The following is a 15,817-nucleotide window of genomic DNA, read 5'->3' as shown; positions in this document are numbered from 1 at the left end:
CTTACTATATAGAGTGCTTAGTCCAGGGATTTTGCTAAATAGCGTATGTCCAATGCTTGTGTAATCGGACTCGGAAAATCTGGTGTTGCTGCTGCCCGACTGTTGAAACGAGAGGGTTGGCAAGTGATACTGAGCGATCGCTCTGATTCTGCATCTTTGCGCCAACAACAGCAACAACTCGCAGCAGAGGGGATTCCAGTTCGTTTGGGTCATACTCCAAGTTTAGACAGCACGGATTCACCCCAGTTAATTGTTGTCAGTCCCGGCGTACCTTGGGATGCAGACATCTTAAATCGTGCCAGAGCATTAGGGATCGAGACGATTGGTGAAATGGAACTGGCTTGGCGCTATCTCAACGCTGTTCCCTGGGTAGGAATCACTGGTACTAACGGCAAAACCACAACGACAGCTTTAGTTGCTGCAATCTTTCAAACCGCCGGACTCAACGCCCCCGCCTGTGGGAATATCGGTCATGCCGTCTGCGATGTAGCTTTGGAGTTCCAAAATAATAGTAGGGGCGCACAGCCGTACGCCCCTACCAAATATCCCGATTGGATAATTGCCGAAATCAGCAGCTATCAAATTGAATCTGCTCCCTCGGTTGCGCCGCGTATCGGTGTTTGGACGACATTTACACCCGATCACCTCAGCCGCCACAAAACTTTAGAGCGGTATTACGACATTAAAGCGCACCTAGTGCATCAATCCCAATTGCAAGTGATTAATGGCGATGATGCTTTCCTGAGCCAGGAGAAGCTAAATGATTGGCAGGATGCTTACTGGACAAGTGTAAAAGGTAAAGCTTTCCTCAATTGCAGTCCTGATTTAGGGACTTATATTGAAGACGATTGGGTTATCTTTGGGCAGGAGCAGATCGTGCAGGTGTCGGCGTTACGGATGGTAGGCGCGCACAACTTGCAGAATCTGCTGATGGCGGTAGCGGTGGCGCGATTAGCAGGCATTGACAAAGAGGCGATCGCCACTGCAATAGCTACATTTCCAGGCGTTCCCCACCGCTTAGAACACATTTGCACTTGGCAAGGAATTGATTTTATCAACGATAGCAAGGCAACTAACTACGATGCGGCTCAAGTTGGGTTATCTTCTGTCACTAGCCCTGCAATTCTGATTGCTGGCGGCGAAGCAAAAATTGGTGACGACTTAGCATGGTTGCAAACAATTCAAGCTCAAGCCGCCGCCGTCTTACTCATTGGCGATGCTGCGCCAGCTTTTGCCTCACGTCTATCTCAAGTGGGTTACAACAATTACGAGATTGTGGAAACGATGGCGCGTGCCGTGTCTAGAGCCGCAGAATTAGCCCCACAGTATCAGGCACGGGTTGTCTTGCTTTCTCCTGCCTGTGCTAGCTTCGATCGCTACCAAAATTTCGAGCAACGCGGCGACGATTTTCGGCAGTTATGTATGCAGTTAGTGCAATAGAATTCGACCGAGCTAACTCAACTCCGAATACCAGCAGATTACGTTTCTATCTTTTACTACGGTTTATGGATAGAAATTTAGTATTTTTAGACTTGCGCTCATACTTTAGATGTGACATACTGCTGAAGTTAGAGTAAATTACGCTATCCCGACCGAGTTTAAGATAATTGTATTGCGTAAGAGCATTGCTCTGATACTTGTTGCTACCCAAATAAACTGCTATGACCGTCTCCTTGCTGGTATCAAATCAGTCTACCGAGCTGAAATCTTCTCGGTTTGCGCGTCGTTCGCTTCTACCTTTAAGGCATGATGCTCTGTGGCAGATTAAGTCTGGTATGGTTCGCACCTTGACAGTATTAGCTGATGGGAACTACAGCACTTTGGGAATTTGGGGTGTAGGGGATGTAGTCGGCAGAGTATTTTGTAGCGCTCAGACCTATCAAATGGAATGTTTAACGCCAGTTGAAGTAAATCTGATTCCGAGGTCTAGATGGCACGAACTCAACGAGGCAATGATTTCGCATATTCAGCGATCGGGTGAGTTGATGGAAATCTTGCACTGTCGCAATGCTGAAGCCGCAGTTTTACAACTGTTTGCTTGGCTAGCTAATCGCTTCGGTCAACATGTATTGCAAGGTAAATTAATCGATCTGCGTTTGACTCATCAAGAAATTGCCGAATTAGTAGGATTAACTCGCGTCACGGTAACGCGAATACTCAGCGATTTAGAAAAACAAGGCTCGATTCAACGGCAAGAACGTCAATTTATTGTTATGAGCGATCGCTTACCTTTCTGGCACTACGAAATTTGAAATAGTCTAGTCATTTGTCATTTGTCATTTGCGAGCGATCGATTGTTGCCCACTGAGAACTGACAACTGACTGCTGCTTGATTAACTCCGCTACGGCTGCAATGAGAGCGGTAGATTCTACAGGCTTGGTAATGTGCTGTTGAAATCCTGCTGCTAGCGATCGCGAACGGTCTTCTGGCTTCGCGTGAGCAGTCAGGGCGATCGCGGGGATTTGTCTATCTCCTTGTTGCTCGGTGGCTCGAATCCGTTGAATTAATTGATAGCCATCGGTTTCTGGCATGGCAATATCGCTAATTATGACATCGGGGCGATCGCGTTTTAAATAAGCGACTGCATCTGCTGCTGAAGAAACTGTCGTGACGGTTGCACCTGCTTGTTCGAGCGCAAATTTAATGAAGTCGCGGCTATCGTTGTTATCCTCGACAACTAACACGTTTACCCCATCCAGTAATGAATTTAACTTTGATGCATCATTTGCAGTCAAGTTAATGAGATTGGGAGTCGCTGTAGCGGGGGAAGTCGCGGTAGAAGGACTATTTGCTAGTGGTAGTCGTACTGTAAACGTTGTTCCCTTGCCTTCTCCCTCGCTGTGAGCTTCAATCGTGCCACCATGTAAAATCACCAGTTGTCGTACGATCGCCAGTCCTAACCCCAGTCCGCCAAAAGCGCGAGTAATAGAACTGTCTGCTTGACGAAAGCGATCGAAAATTTGCGGCAGAAATTCGGGACGAATGCCAATTCCTGTATCGATAATTTGGATTTGAGCGTAATTGGAATTCGGAATTCGGAATTCGGAATTCGGAATTAAATTCGTCCTCTGCTCCTCTGCTCCTAGTCTCCCTTCTCCTCTGCTCCTAGTCTCCCCCAGTTCTCTTCTCTCCCTCAGTTCCCTCAGCTCCCTCAGCTCTCTTTCCTCTGCTCCCTGCTCCCTACTCTCTTGAGTCAGCCGTATCTCGATCTGCCCTTTTTCGGGAGTGAATTTAACTGCATTGGAGAGTAAATTCCAAATAATTTGTCGCAGGCGGGTTGGATCGGCGGCGATTGTTTGTGCTGCCGGATCGAGGTGCGTGCGTAGTTGTAGCGATTTCTCCTCAAGCTGGGGACGAATTGATTCTAATAGCAATTCAATCGTGGCGATCGCGTTTACAGGTTGAATGGATAGCTGCACTTTCCCACGGATCAATCTAGACATATCGAGAATGTCATCGATCAGTTGTGCTTGAGATTTGGCATTACGTTCGATGATCTTAAGTGCTTGACACAATTTGGCTTCATCAAACTTCCGCATCTGCATGAGTTGCGCCCAACCCAAAATTGAGTTCAAGGGCGATCGCAATTCGTGAGAAACAACCGCCAAAAATTCATCTTTCATTAAGTTAGCTGCTTCTGCTTGCTGCCGGGCGGCTTGAGCTTGAAATATTTCTAAATTCTTGGCAACTAATTGAGCTGCTTGACGTTGCACCTCTAAATTCTTTTTAAATAACTCGACAAATACCGCAACTTTAGATGTTAATATAATTGGATCGATAGGTTTAAGTAAATAATCTACTGCACCTAGAGCATATCCTTTTGACTTCAGGTCATCGCTATCGCTAATTGCCGTGAGAAAAATAATTGGTGTATGGCGCGATCGCTCTCTTTGTCGAATTAGACTTGCTGTTTCAAATCCATCCATTTCTGGCATCTGTACGTCTAGTAGGATGACAGCAAAGTCTTGCTCTAATAAACATTTCAGGGCTTGTTTACCGGAATAAGCTTTGACTAAATTCTGCCCTAAACTGTTAAGCGTTGCCTCCAGTGCTACAAGATTTTCGGGATAATCGTCTACTAATAAGACGTTAATTTTAGGTTCGGACTTCATGGCATGAGCGACAGTTAAGAGAGTGGCGAACAATAGATTTTTGCTTCAAATTGTATAGTTTAATGCATATATTCTCTCTATCTAACGATAGAGTAAGAGGCTAAGAATACATCTACCGTTGGGTCAAATTTCTATCTCTCTAGGATTAGATTTAAGGCTGCGAGCTTAACGCTGTAGCCACACTCTTAGTAGCGAGAATAGTTGCTCTGTATCGATTGGTTTAGAAATGTAATCGGAAGCTCCGACTTCAAGACACTTTTCGCGATCGCCTTGCATTGCTTTAGCTGTCAGCGCCACAATTGGCAGTGCTGCTAATCGATCGATCTGCCGTATAGCTCGGATCGTGTCGTACCCGTCCATTTCTGGCATCATAATGTCCATTAATACAATGTCAATATCTGGATTGTTTTGAATTTGAAGAATACCTTCTCGACCGTTTTCTGCATATATCACTTGCATCTGCTGACGTTCTAGGATGCTGGTGAGTGCAAAAATGTTTCGCATATCATCATCGACAACCAAGACTTTCTTGCCTGCTAGGACGGAATCGTTTTGCTGTAACTGCTCTAACATCAATCGCTTAGGTGCAGGCAGATCGGCTTGCGTTTGATGTAAAAATAACGTAGTTTCCTCCAGCAAGCGTTCTGGCGATCGCGCCTCTTTGAGAATCGAGCTACCTGACAGGCGTTGTAGTTCGATTTCTTCTTCAGCAGTGAGCTGCCTGGGAGTATAAACGATGATGGGTAGATTTCTGAACAATGGTTCTTGCTTGAGCCGATCGATCAACTCAAATCCGTTGGTGTCCGGCAAGGCTAGATTTAAAACTAAACAGTCAAAATGACCAGTTTGGAGAGCTTCGAGTGCAGCTGCACCTGTTTCTACTACCTGAATTGCAATATCGCTTTCCTCAATCAAGTCGAGCATACTACGACGCTGCAATTCGTCGCGCTCGACGATTAAAAGGTTTTTCACCGAGCGATTGGCAAACTCTTGAATTTGAGACAGCGTATCTAATAATGCAGTGTTACTAATTGGCTTTTGCAAGTAGGCGATCGCACCTTGTTTTAATCCCCGTTGCGTTGTTTCTTCAACCGAAATGATATGTACGGGAATGTGACGGGTATCGGGATTGTGTTTGAGGCGATCGAGTACCGTCCAGCCATCGACGATTGGCAAGCGAATATCGAGCGTGATCGCCGTGGGTTGAAATTGCTGTGCTAGTGCTAAACCAACATTACCCCGCGTGGCAACTAACACCTTAAAGCCTTGTTGACGGGCTGCATCCATTAATATTTTGACGAATTTGAGATCGTCTTCGATAATTAGCAGCGTGCGATCGCCTGGTTGAATGACATCGCGATCGTCCTCAACCGCTCTTTCCTCTAATAAATTCGAGATTTGGGATTCGACAAGGGACACGACTTCAGGCGGGGAAGTTGGGAGCGTCGGTAGAGGGGGAGTTGGAGTTAATGATGGAACAACATGCGATTCAACAGCCGTCCGACTTACCATTTGCGGTAAGTATAGCGTGAATGTACTACCCCGACCGAGTTCGCTCCTCAGTTGAATTTCACCACCCAACAAGCGCGTGATTTCGCGGCTAATTGACAAACCCAATCCCGTACCACCATAACGGCGAGAGGTCGTGCCATCTGCCTGCTGAAATGCTTCAAAAATAATTTGCTGTTTGTCGGGTGCAATGCCGATGCCTGTATCGGTGACTGAGAAAGCAATAACACCTGCTTCTCCAGGTGGTGCTTCTCTAGCAGCACGGTTGAGAACTTCTTGTTCCGCACTCCAACCTGCAAGTGCTGGAGTAACATTTAAGCGTACGGAGCCAGCGTCAGTGAATTTGAAGGCATTGGAGAGCAAATTTTTTAAGACTTGCTGCAAGCGTTTGGCATCGGTATAAAGCGTACGGGGTAATTGCTCGTCAAACTGAATTTCAAATTTGAGTTGGCGATCGCCTGCGACTTGACGAAATGTCCGCTCTATGTTTTCCCGCAAATGAGTAAATCTCACTGGTTCGATATCCACAGACATTTTGCCCGACTCGATTTTGGCAAGGTCGAGAATATCGTTAATTAATGCCAATAAATCGTTGCCAGCTGAGTGAATTGTGCGAGCGTATTCTACTTGTTTCTCGGTAAGGTTGCGGTCTTGATTATCAGCTAATAATCGTGCCAAAATTAGCAAACTGTTGAGAGGAGTACGCAGTTCATGCGACATATTCGCCAAGAACTCAGACTTATATTTAGAACTCAAGGCGAGTTGTGCAGCTTTTTCTTCTAGCGATCGCCGTGCTTGTTCGATTTCTTGATTTTTGCGTTCGACTTCACGATTTTGTAATGCCAATAGTTCGGCTTTTTCTTGTAATTCGGCATTGGTTTGTTGCAATTGCTCTTGTTGTTTTTTGAGCAATTCTTCTGAAGCTGTCAGCGATTTCGCTTGTTGTTCTAATCGCTGGTTAGTACCTGTAAGTTCTTTTTGTTGAGATTGTAATTCTTCTGCTAGAGATTGAGATTGTTTCAATAGCTCTTCAGTCCGCATACTAGCGGCGATCGTGTTAAGGACGATCGCAATACTCTCAGTTAATTGATCGAAGAACGTGAGGTGAATTTCATTGAAATAATTGAAGGAAGCTAACTCGATAACAGCGGTAACTTGCCCTTCAAATAATACGGGCAAAACTACCGCATTCATTGGTGCTGCTTCTCCCAAGCCGGAGCTAATTTTAATATAGTTCGACGGTACTTCAGTAATTAAAATGCGTTCTTTTTCCAACGCACATTGTCCCACCAATCCCTCACCCAAATAGAAGCGGTTAGCTAAGTGTTTGCGTTCCCGATAGGCATAGCTGCTAATTAATTTTAGGTAAGGCAGGTGGTTCTCGCCGCTTTCCATTAAGTAGAAGACTCCATGCTGTGCCGAAACCAGAGGCGCTAACTCTGACAAAATCAGCTTGGACACGGTTTCTAAATCGCGCTGTCCTTGCAACATCCGCGTGAATTTGGCAAGGTTGGTCTTCAGCCAGTCTTGTTCTGTATTTTTCTGCGTTGTTTCGCGCAAATTGGCGATCATTTGGTTGATATTATCTTTAAGGGCAGCAACTTCTCCTAAAGCTTCAACGGCGATCGATCGCGTTAAATCGCCTTTGGTTACAGCCGTTGCTACTTCGGCGATCGCTCTTACCTGCGTGGTTAAATTTGCTGCTAGCTCGTTCACGTTGTCGGTTAAATCGCGCCAAGTCCCTGAAGCACCTGGGACTTTTGCTTGTCCGCCGAGTTTTCCTTCGATTCCGACTTCTCGCGCCACTGTCGTTACCTGTGCGGCAAATGTCGCCAGGGTATCGATCATTTCGTTAATTGTCTCGGCAAGCGTTTCAATTTCGCCCTTGGCATCTAGCATCAGCTTGCGCTTGAGATCGCCATTGGCTACCGAGGTAACAACCCTTGCAATACCTCGCACCTGTGCCGTGAGGTTGCTTGCCATTGAATTCACGTTATCGGTTAAATCTTTCCAAGTTCCCGCTACCCCCGTGACTTGTGCCTGTCCGCCTAATTTCCCTTCCGTGCCGACTTCCCGCGCTACCCGCGTCACTTCTGAGGCAAAAGAACTAAGTTGATCCACCATTGTATTGATGGTGTTTTTCAAATCTAAAATTTCGCCCTTTACATCTACCGTAATTTTTTTAGATAAATTACCATTGGCGATCGCTGTGGCAACTTCTGCTATATTTCGTACCTGTGCTGTGAGGTTGCCTGCCATTAAATTGACATTATCGGTGAGATCTTTCCAAGTACCACCGACACCCCGCACGTATGCTTGTACTCCTAATTTTCCTTCCGTACCGACTTCCCGCGCCACCCGCGTCACTTCCGAGGCAAAGGAGTTGAGCTGATCCACCATTGTATTGATGGTATTTTTCAACTCTAGAATTTCACCCTTTACATCTACCGTAATTTTTTTGGATAAGTCGCCATTCGCTACGGCTGTAGTGACTTCCGCAATGTTGCGTACCTGTGCTGTCAGGTTGCCTGCCATTGAGTTAACGCTATCGGTTAAATCTTTCCAAGTGCCTGCCACACCGCGCACGTCTGCTTGCACGCCCAATTTTCCCTCGGTTCCCACATCCCGCGCCACCCGCGTCACTTCTGAGGCAAACGAGTTCAGTTGACCGACCATCTTATTTACAATTTGCGCTGTTTGCAAAAACTCGCCCTGTAACGGGTTTCCGGCGATGTCTGTAGCGATCGCTTGTGACAAATCGCCATTAGCCACTGACCGAATCACGCGAGTTGTTTCTGCCATCGGCTGCACCAAGTCAGTAATCAAGGTATTGACTGAATTGACACATGCTTGCCAAGATCCTTTTGCTCCGTTATTCGATACTCGCTCGTAAATTTTGCCCTCTTTGCCAACCACCGTGCTAATTCGCGCTAGCTCGGTTGTCATCTGCTCGTTTGTCTCAATAATGTCGTTGAGGGTATCCGCAATCTTGCCAGCAATGCCTGTTTGTTCGCTAGAGATCCGAACGGAAAAATTACCCTTCTTAACTTCTAGTAATGTTTGCAGGAGTTGCTTGAGGTCGAGAGCATCGCTATCAGGGTTAGCTGTGGCAGTCGTCATAGTGACTCAATACTGAAATGGAGACGTGTGAGGAATCTGTTGTAGCGTGAGAGAAAAAATTTCCTTCAAGCAACACCTAAGTATTGACTGGGTGTTGACAGATTTTCGTCTTCCATCGTAAGGATAAAACTAATACAACCGCGATCCGCCTTAAGGTAGAAAGTGAGGCGCGATAAGCAAAAGCGCTCTATTGAATTACGAATTACGAATTGATAACTGTCAAGGATGTATTTGGCTCAAAATGTAGCGCAAGCGATCGTAGTCGTCTTTGAGGAGGGTGCTGAGGGTGCGTCCGGCTTGGACTAACCATTGTCTGTCAGCTTTCCGCAACTGATAGACCTCTCGAATCGCGGCAGCGGTTAAAGCTTCTACAGGCGCACCTTGAACTTGTAATAGAGTGCGTAGAAAATCCAGGCGATCGCTAAATAAAATCACATCTTCTGGCTGACAGCAATAGACCGCTTGGTGAATTTGCGGCGGACGAGGCGGAAGGTATTGATAAACTTGGCGTTGAGCGCGTTTTGAGGCTTTAGCTGGCTCAAAACCGATAATGGCAGCGCGAAATTCAGTTTTGAGCATGGCAAAAATTTGCGGCTGCTGTTCGCGCAACTCCATAAGAGATAATCCTAAAGCCCTTGCCCGATGGATTGAGTCGATCGGCATGGTAGTAGCGTAATAAACTACCCCATAAACTTGATTTCCCGATTCATCATCCGCAGACTTTACCCAACTACCAAAAGGTGGCATCACTGGAAAGCTCAAATCTTCTGGTTCCAAGCATTGAGCTAAAAATTCTGTTGTCGAGGTTTCAATCACTTCGGCTATGTAGCTGGGGTGGCGATCGCCTGTCGCAAATTGAGGTAGGGGAAGACGCATACTCAAGGATTGGTAATAGGTAATGGGTAATAGGTAATGGGCGATCGTCGATCGCAACGAACGATCGACAACTACCAACTACCAACTGGCAAATACCTATTTTCCTTTTTTCCGAGTCACTTCGACGGCTTCTAATTCCGATTGATTGAAAGTAATGAGTTTATCCCAGTTACCACCTTCAAACAACACGGCGACTTTACCATCAGTAATTCTCTGCACTAGCCCTTGATAACCGTAGTAAGTATCGTTAGGGTTTTTAACGCGCACAGTTGCTCCTGGCAGAATCATAGCTTTTCCTCTTGACTAACACCAATAATTTAAATTTTCGCTTATAAGTGTAGTGATGTCAGTTATCAGTTATCAACGGAAAGGGAACAGTTAATTCCGAATTCCGAATTCCGAATTCCGAATTCTCCCTCGCCCCTTTTTCTTCGGACGATGGTTGGCGACGGATTGCACGATACCGATCGCGATCCAATTAGTTAGCAGTGCCGATCGCCCGTAACTCATCCAAGGTAAGGGAATTCCCGTGACTGGTGCAAGCCCAATCGTCATGCTGATATTGACGATGACTTGGAACACAATCATGGAAAACACGCCGATGACAAGGAGGGAACCAAAATCATCTTTCGCACTTTGGGCAATCAATACCAATCGCAAGCAAATCAACCAAAAGATAAATAACAAAACAAGGCAACCAATAAAGCCCCATTCTTCGCCTACTGCTGAAAAGATAAAGTCCGTGTGCTGTTCGGGAATGAAATTGAGTTGGGTTTGCGTGCCTTGGTAAAGTCCTTGTCCCCATAATTGCCCGGAACCAATGGCAATTCGCGATTGTATTAAATGATAACCGCCGCCAAGAGGATCTTTCTCTGGGTCGAGAAATAAAATAATGCGGTCTTTTTGATAGTCTTTGAGCAATCCCCAGAGAATGTGTCCTAATTCTCCTGCCAGAAAGTTAATTCCAATCGCTCCAACTGCCGACAACCACCGCCAAGGCATAGTCGCAAGCGCGATCGCTCCCATTGCTACAGCCCAGATGCACCAAGCTGGTAAAGAGACGTTAAATAGGATAACTGCCACGATCGGAGAAATTAATAGGATCAACCAGCCAGGATTGACATTACCCCAATAGAGCATTCCGAGAGTAATTGCCCCAAAGACTAAAGATGTTCCCAAATCAGGTTGTGCGAATACTAAAACCCAAGGCACGGCGCTAACTAACAAAGCGCGCAGCACGCCAGGAATTTTTCCCGCACTACGGGATTGTAATAATGCTGCTAGGGTAATAATCATCCCAACTTTGGCAAATTCTGAGGGTTGGAGATTAAACCCAGCAACACTAATCCAGCGTTGAGCGCCTTTGGCACTGATTCCAGCTAGCATGACCGCAATCAGAGATACATTCGTGACGGCATAAGTCAGCCAGTGCCAGCGTAGGAGAAAATCGTAGCGGCAAAGCGATAGAAAGAAAGCCAATGCCAATCCCACGCCACCAAACAGCCAATGCTGCCACCAATCGGTAATTCCTTGGTTTAACTCTGCACTGCGAATAGAAATGCCACCAAATATTGTGATGCCTACAGTCAGCGCCAACAGCCACCAGTCTACCTGCTGCCAAGGGGCAAGCAGTAATTTCCAAGGAACAGAAAATATGAATCTTTTTAACAGCATGGACGAGGATTGGGGATAGGGACAAATTACGACTAATTCATGGTTCCCTTTTCATAGTCTAAATTTAGCTTTTTTTCCTCACTCCTCACTCCTCGTCCCTCACTCCTAAGTTAATGCTGCTACCGAAACTTTACCCGCGATCGCCATTGCTACTGCCATTAAAGCTTTAGCAGAGGCAGACTCAGGCTCAGCAACAACAATAGGAATACCGCGATCGCCTCCTTGACGCAGGGAAATTTCTAACGGGATGCAGCCTAACAAGGGTACGCCTAGTTCTTTAGCTGTTTTTTCCCCGCCACCAGAACCAAAAATGTCGTAGTGTTTATCTGGTGCGTCGGGGGGAATAAAGTAGCTCATGTTTTCCACAATTCCTAATACTGGAACTTGCATCTGTTGGAACATCCGCAAGCCTTTGCGAGAATCCAACAATGCTACATTTTGGGGTGTCGTGACAATTACCGCACCCGCCATCGGGACGGCTTGCGTTAATGTGAGTTGAGCGTCTCCGGTTCCAGGTGGCATGTCTACGATCAAATAATCCAATTCTCCCCACTGGACTTGATAGAGAAATTGGCGAATAATTCCATTGAGCATCGGTCCCCGCCAAATTACGGGTTGGTCTTTGTCAATGAGAAAACCCATCGAAACTAACTTCACACCGTGATTGAAAACCGGATCGAGAACGTCCCCTTTCTCGCCTTGGCGTACTGCTACCTGTGCTTGTTCTAGTCCCAGCATAGTAGGCGCGTTAGGACCATAAATGTCTGCATCCAACAATCCTACTTTTGCCCCCGATTGTGCTAAGGCAACGGCAACATTGACTGCGACAGTACTTTTACCCACACCACCTTTACCGCTAGAAATTGCCAAAATATTTTTCACTCCAGCAATTCCCGTGCGATCGGGTAAACCTTTCTGTTGCGGCGTTTCTGCTGTTACGTCTACCGCAACTTCGGTAACTCCTGGTAGCTGCTTGACAGCTTTCTGGCAGTCTTCAACAATAAATTCTCGTAACGGGCAAGCTGGAGTTGTCAAAACCAAAGTGAAGCTGACTTTGCCATTGTCAATTTTGACATTGCGGATCATGTTCAGTTCTACTAAGCTTTTGCGGAGTTCCGGATCTTGCACGGGGCGCAAAACTTCTAATACAGAGCTGGTACTAAGGGTATCGAGCATGACATTCTTCACTCTCTAAGGCTGCTTTGCTATCTATTTGCATCTTAGCGGTCAGCGTAGAGTGAAAGTCGATCCATCCCAAAGGCTTTGTCAATGGTGTGAATGGTGAAATGGTTATGAGTCAGGTAGACTTATCGCCGATTACAACCAACCGCGCAACCAATAAATGACAATTCCGATGTATTCTTTGAGAGTTTGAGTGAATAAAAATAAACTGCTGGCATCTGGTAACAAACTCAGTAATTTAGCTTCGGGCGAACTCGCTAGCTCTTGAAACTCTTGAGTAGACACTTGAAAATCAGTAGGAGCGGGAATAGCTGCTATTCCTAAACGTTTGAATATTGACAGCGATCGCGGCATATGCATTGCTGAAGTGACCAATAAAATCTGGCGAATACCCCGTTGTGTGAGAATTTGCCGCACGTTGAGTGCATTCTCATATGTATTGCGAGATTTGGGTTCCTGAACTATTGCCGATTCCGGTACGCCCATGTTCTTCAGCAACGCTGACATATCAGTTGCTTCAGCAGAATCATTCCCGTACCACTCAATTCGTCCTCCACTGAGAATTATTACAGGTGCTTTACTCTGCTGATAGAGATAAGCAGCATAGAGGAGGCGATCGCCGCCTTCATTCACCTCTACCGTCGGGCGTGGTGGTGTTGACGTTCTGGTGACACCACCCAGAACCACGATCGCATCGGCAGTTGGTACGGTATTGAGTGGCAAATGCTGCCACTCTAGCGATCGCGCGAAAGAACGAGCAGCCCAGCTATTACCCCCTACCAATAAAATGACGAGCGCCAGGGCAATTGCGATCGCCGCCCCGTGCGTTTTTTTACCCCACAACAACAGTACCAACCCCACCACCAAAAGCACGCAGGCTATTCCCAACGGGTAGAGAAATAGTGGTAGCAATTTCGACAGGAAGAGGAACATTTGGGTGGTAATTGGTAATTGGTAGTTGGTAGTTGGTCATTCTTAACTTACGACTTGGGACTTACGACTTCAACTGGGGTTCTACAGGCTGTGTCGTGTCAATTGTGGTGACGTAGGGCTTTTCAGTGTCAGTAAAAGGCTCGGCGGTGGCGTGTTGAGACTCTAGTAAGTCAACGGTAGCATCGGCAATGTCTCCGGTGCGCTGTTGCAGCCGTTGGCGCAAGACTTCTACTGGTGCGGTACAGTGGAAAATCTGTAGAGGAATTTGACGGGCTTGTGCTTGGGCGATCGCCTCTTGACGTAAAGCGGTGCGATCGTATTTGGCATCTAAAATGACTGTAAAGCCTTCACCTGCTAACAATAGCCCTAAATCTAACAGCCTTTGATAGGTTTTTTGATGCCATTCAGCAGTATAAATTTCATCTCCACCGCGCTGTTCTAAAGCAATTCCGGCTAAATGTTTGCGAACGGCATCAGAACGAACGTGAATTGCCCCTAGTTGTCGCGCTAGTTGCTTTGCGATCGTACTCTTACCCGCACCCGATAGCCCTGACATGAGAATTAATTTGCCTTGACGGGGTTTGGTATATTCCCAGGCTTGGCGATAGTAGTTTGCTGCTGTTTTTGCCGACTCTTCCTTTACAGCTGCGGGTACACCTGGATCGTCTAGCAAAAATGAATTGACTTTGGCGCGCACGTATGCTTGACGGCTGAGGTATAAAGGATAGACTTGCAATCCATCCCAATCACCTGTTTGCTCTAAATATGTATTTAAAAAGATATTGCCTAAGTCCTTGCGCCCCCGTGCCTCAAAATCCATCACGGCAAACGCCACGTCATACATTACGTCTACAAATCGAAATGGTTCGTTAAATTCAATGCAATCAAATAATAAAATTTTGTCATGCCATAGACAAATATTTTGCATGTATAAATCGCCATGACACTCGCGAATAAAGTCACCTGCCATGCGGCTTTTAAATAATGACTCTTTCTCCGCAAAAAACTTATCTGTATACGCTTTTGTTTCGTCAAACTGGTTTTGTGTCTGTGCTTTGCCAATATATTTTTCTGATTGCTCGTAGTTCTCATCAAAAGCTTGGCGAACTTGAGCTACTTCCCCAAAGTTACGAATATAGTCGTTGATTGCAGCTTCTTTATGGTATTCTGCTACAACTCGTCCTAAGTCAGTCATTAGTTTTTCGTCAACTTTTCCCTGAGAAAACATGTTAATTAACAACATATCTTGGGGAAATTGACGCATTTTTAATACGTATTCTACAGGCTCTCCCGTACCTCCTAGTTGGTACTGCTGTTCAGTTTTAGTAATTGGTAATACTTCCAAATAAAGTTCGGCTGCACCTCTTTGATTTAAGCGTAATTCTTCTTGACAAAAGTGCTTTCTTGCTTCCAGCGTTGAATAGTTTAAAAAACCAAAGTTCATCGGCTTTTTCACTTTATAAGCATACTCTCCAGTTAATAACACGTAAGAAATATGCGTCTGAATCAGTTGAATTGGTTCTTGCACTGGATGAGGGTAAAACCCAGGCTGCATCATTTGTTGAATCGAAGCGGGAATTGAAGCTGCTGTCATTTCTTTCCTCTGTGTTTTCTAATATTCCCCCCGATCTTGCGGGGGGTTAGGGGGATCGCAACTGCAAATAAAAAACCAGGAGTTTCCCCCTGGTATTATCGGCAATTCTACTCAAGTTGTCAGCTATTCTTCTGCTTCTGGTTCAGATGCTGATGCTGATTCCGTTTCTGCTTCTGCCTCTAACTCTTCTACCGCAGCTGCGGTTGTCTTCTGCGGTGACAAAATGGTGACAACTGCTTGTTCTGTGTCGCCTAAAACTGTTACCCCTGACGGTAAAACTAGTTCGCGAACGTACAAGCTATCGCCTACGTGTAGGTTAGAGATATTAATCTCAATCGCCTCTGGAATACTGTTGGGATTGCAACGAATCTGCAAGCTTGTTGCTAGCGTATCGACAATTCCATCTTCTTGCTTCACACCTACCGCATCGCCAACAAAATGTAGAGGTACTTCTACATCCACAGAATCTTGCGCTGCAACGGCAAAGAAGCTGATGTGGTAGAGATTTCCCTTATAGGGATGAGATTGTACTTCCCGTACCAGAGTTTTACCACGCCAAGGAATATCGGTGACGTTTAGATCGATGATAGTGTTGTTGACAGAAGCCTTTTTCAGCATTGTTTCTGCTGTTTTAGCATTCATGACTAGAGAAATTGCTTCTGTACCTTTATGTCCGTAAAGGTTTGCTGGAATCATACCACCGCGACGTAAAGCATTAGGTTGACTTCCCTCTGGGCGTTTTTGACACTCAACTGTAAGTTCCATCTTTGTTGTTAATTGTTAGTTGTTAGTTGTTGGTTGCTAATGTAGGGGCGT

Annotated in this window: 11 protein-coding genes and 1 pseudogene; 2 read left to right on the top strand and 10 right to left on the bottom strand. The window is 45.9% G+C overall.

Annotation, left to right across the window (positions count from 1 at the left end; all coding sequences use genetic code 11):
- The first annotated feature begins 45 nt into the window (after nt 1-45).
- Both murD and C7Y66_RS18955 read left to right on the top strand, forming a co-directional pair.
- On the top strand, nt 46-1,440 hold the full coding sequence (gene murD, locus C7Y66_RS18960; protein WP_015156837.1) for a UDP-N-acetylmuramoyl-L-alanine--D-glutamate ligase: 1,395 nt from the start codon (nt 46-48) through the stop codon (nt 1,438-1,440).
- Between the two features lie 221 nt (nt 1,441-1,661).
- Nucleotides 1,662-2,252: a Crp/Fnr family transcriptional regulator gene (locus C7Y66_RS18955; RefSeq protein WP_015156838.1), complete on the top strand. Its 591-nt coding sequence runs from the start codon at nt 1,662-1,664 to the stop codon at nt 2,250-2,252.
- A 10-nt stretch (nt 2,253-2,262) separates the two neighbouring features.
- Here C7Y66_RS18955 and C7Y66_RS18950 read toward each other — a convergent pair whose 3' ends face one another.
- The 10 genes and pseudogenes from C7Y66_RS18950 to C7Y66_RS18910 form a co-directional block, all read right to left on the bottom strand.
- Nucleotides 2,263-4,113: a response regulator gene (locus tag C7Y66_RS18950; RefSeq protein ID WP_106546767.1), complete on the bottom strand. Its 1,851-nt coding sequence runs from the start codon at nt 4,111-4,113 to the stop codon at nt 2,263-2,265.
- Between the two features lie 165 nt (nt 4,114-4,278).
- A pseudogene (locus C7Y66_RS18945) lies at nt 4,279-8,700 on the bottom strand (response regulator); the annotation flags it as partial.
- Nucleotides 8,701-8,961: 261 nt separating this feature from the next.
- A complete protein-coding gene (locus C7Y66_RS18940; RefSeq protein ID WP_106546765.1) occupies nt 8,962-9,618 on the bottom strand; it encodes an HAS-barrel domain-containing protein in 657 nt (218 codons plus the stop codon).
- A 96-nt stretch (nt 9,619-9,714) separates the two neighbouring features.
- A complete protein-coding gene (locus tag C7Y66_RS18935) occupies nt 9,715-9,906 on the bottom strand; it encodes an NAD(P)H dehydrogenase subunit NdhS (RefSeq protein ID WP_015156844.1) in 192 nt (63 codons plus the stop codon).
- Nucleotides 9,907-9,996: 90 nt separating this feature from the next.
- Complete coding sequence (gene rodA / locus C7Y66_RS18930) at nt 9,997-11,292, bottom strand: rod shape-determining protein RodA (protein WP_106546764.1); 1,296 nt, start codon at nt 11,290-11,292, stop codon at nt 9,997-9,999.
- Nucleotides 11,293-11,397: 105 nt separating this feature from the next.
- The gene (locus tag C7Y66_RS18925) at nt 11,398-12,468 is read right to left on the bottom strand and encodes an Mrp/NBP35 family ATP-binding protein (RefSeq protein WP_015156846.1); all 1,071 of its coding nucleotides are present in this window, start codon (nt 12,466-12,468) and stop codon (nt 11,398-11,400) included.
- Between the two features lie 141 nt (nt 12,469-12,609).
- Entirely contained in the window at nt 12,610-13,317 is a 708-nt protein-coding gene (locus C7Y66_RS18920; protein WP_233222748.1) for a YdcF family protein, read from the bottom strand.
- On the bottom strand, nt 13,307-13,447 hold the full coding sequence (locus C7Y66_RS32540; RefSeq protein ID WP_233222747.1) for a hypothetical protein: 141 nt from the start codon (nt 13,445-13,447) through the stop codon (nt 13,307-13,309). The genes C7Y66_RS18920 and C7Y66_RS32540 overlap by 11 nt, the downstream gene beginning before the upstream one ends.
- Before the next feature lie 21 nt (nt 13,448-13,468).
- Complete coding sequence (locus C7Y66_RS18915; protein WP_106546762.1) at nt 13,469-15,001, bottom strand: AAA family ATPase; 1,533 nt, start codon at nt 14,999-15,001, stop codon at nt 13,469-13,471.
- A 123-nt stretch (nt 15,002-15,124) separates the two neighbouring features.
- Nucleotides 15,125-15,766, bottom strand: coding sequence for a 50S ribosomal protein L25/general stress protein Ctc (locus tag C7Y66_RS18910; RefSeq protein ID WP_106546761.1), 642 nt, complete (start codon nt 15,764-15,766; stop codon nt 15,125-15,127).
- Nucleotides 15,767-15,817 lie beyond the last annotated feature (51 nt).

It is taken from the genome of Chroococcidiopsis sp. CCALA 051 (genome assembly GCF_003015105.1).
Classification (GTDB): domain Bacteria; phylum Cyanobacteriota; class Cyanobacteriia; order Cyanobacteriales; family Chroococcidiopsidaceae; genus Chroococcidiopsis; species Chroococcidiopsis thermalis.
This window is presented reverse-complemented; position numbering and strand designations above follow the sequence as displayed.

Bases quoted from the DNA above. Each gene is read 5' to 3' on its own strand.
- murD (WP_015156837.1), top strand. From the start codon at position 46: ATGTCCAATGCTTGTGTAATCGGACTCGGAAAATCTGGTGTTGCTGCT.
- C7Y66_RS18955 (WP_015156838.1), top strand. From the start codon at position 1,662: ATGACCGTCTCCTTGCTGGTATCAAATCAGTCTACCGAGCTGAAATCT.
- C7Y66_RS18950 (WP_106546767.1), bottom strand. From the start codon at position 4,113: ATGAAGTCCGAACCTAAAATTAACGTCTTATTAGTAGACGATTATCCC.
- C7Y66_RS18940 (WP_106546765.1), bottom strand. From the start codon at position 9,618: ATGCGTCTTCCCCTACCTCAATTTGCGACAGGCGATCGCCACCCCAGC.
- C7Y66_RS18935 (WP_015156844.1), bottom strand. From the start codon at position 9,906: ATGATTCTGCCAGGAGCAACTGTGCGCGTTAAAAACCCTAACGATACT.
- rodA (WP_106546764.1), bottom strand. From the start codon at position 11,292: ATGCTGTTAAAAAGATTCATATTTTCTGTTCCTTGGAAATTACTGCTT.
- C7Y66_RS18925 (WP_015156846.1), bottom strand. From the start codon at position 12,468: ATGCTCGATACCCTTAGTACCAGCTCTGTATTAGAAGTTTTGCGCCCC.
- C7Y66_RS32540 (WP_233222747.1), bottom strand. From the start codon at position 13,447: ATGACCAACTACCAACTACCAATTACCAATTACCACCCAAATGTTCCT.
- C7Y66_RS18915 (WP_106546762.1), bottom strand. From the start codon at position 15,001: ATGACAGCAGCTTCAATTCCCGCTTCGATTCAACAAATGATGCAGCCT.
- C7Y66_RS18910 (WP_106546761.1), bottom strand. From the start codon at position 15,766: ATGGAACTTACAGTTGAGTGTCAAAAACGCCCAGAGGGAAGTCAACCT.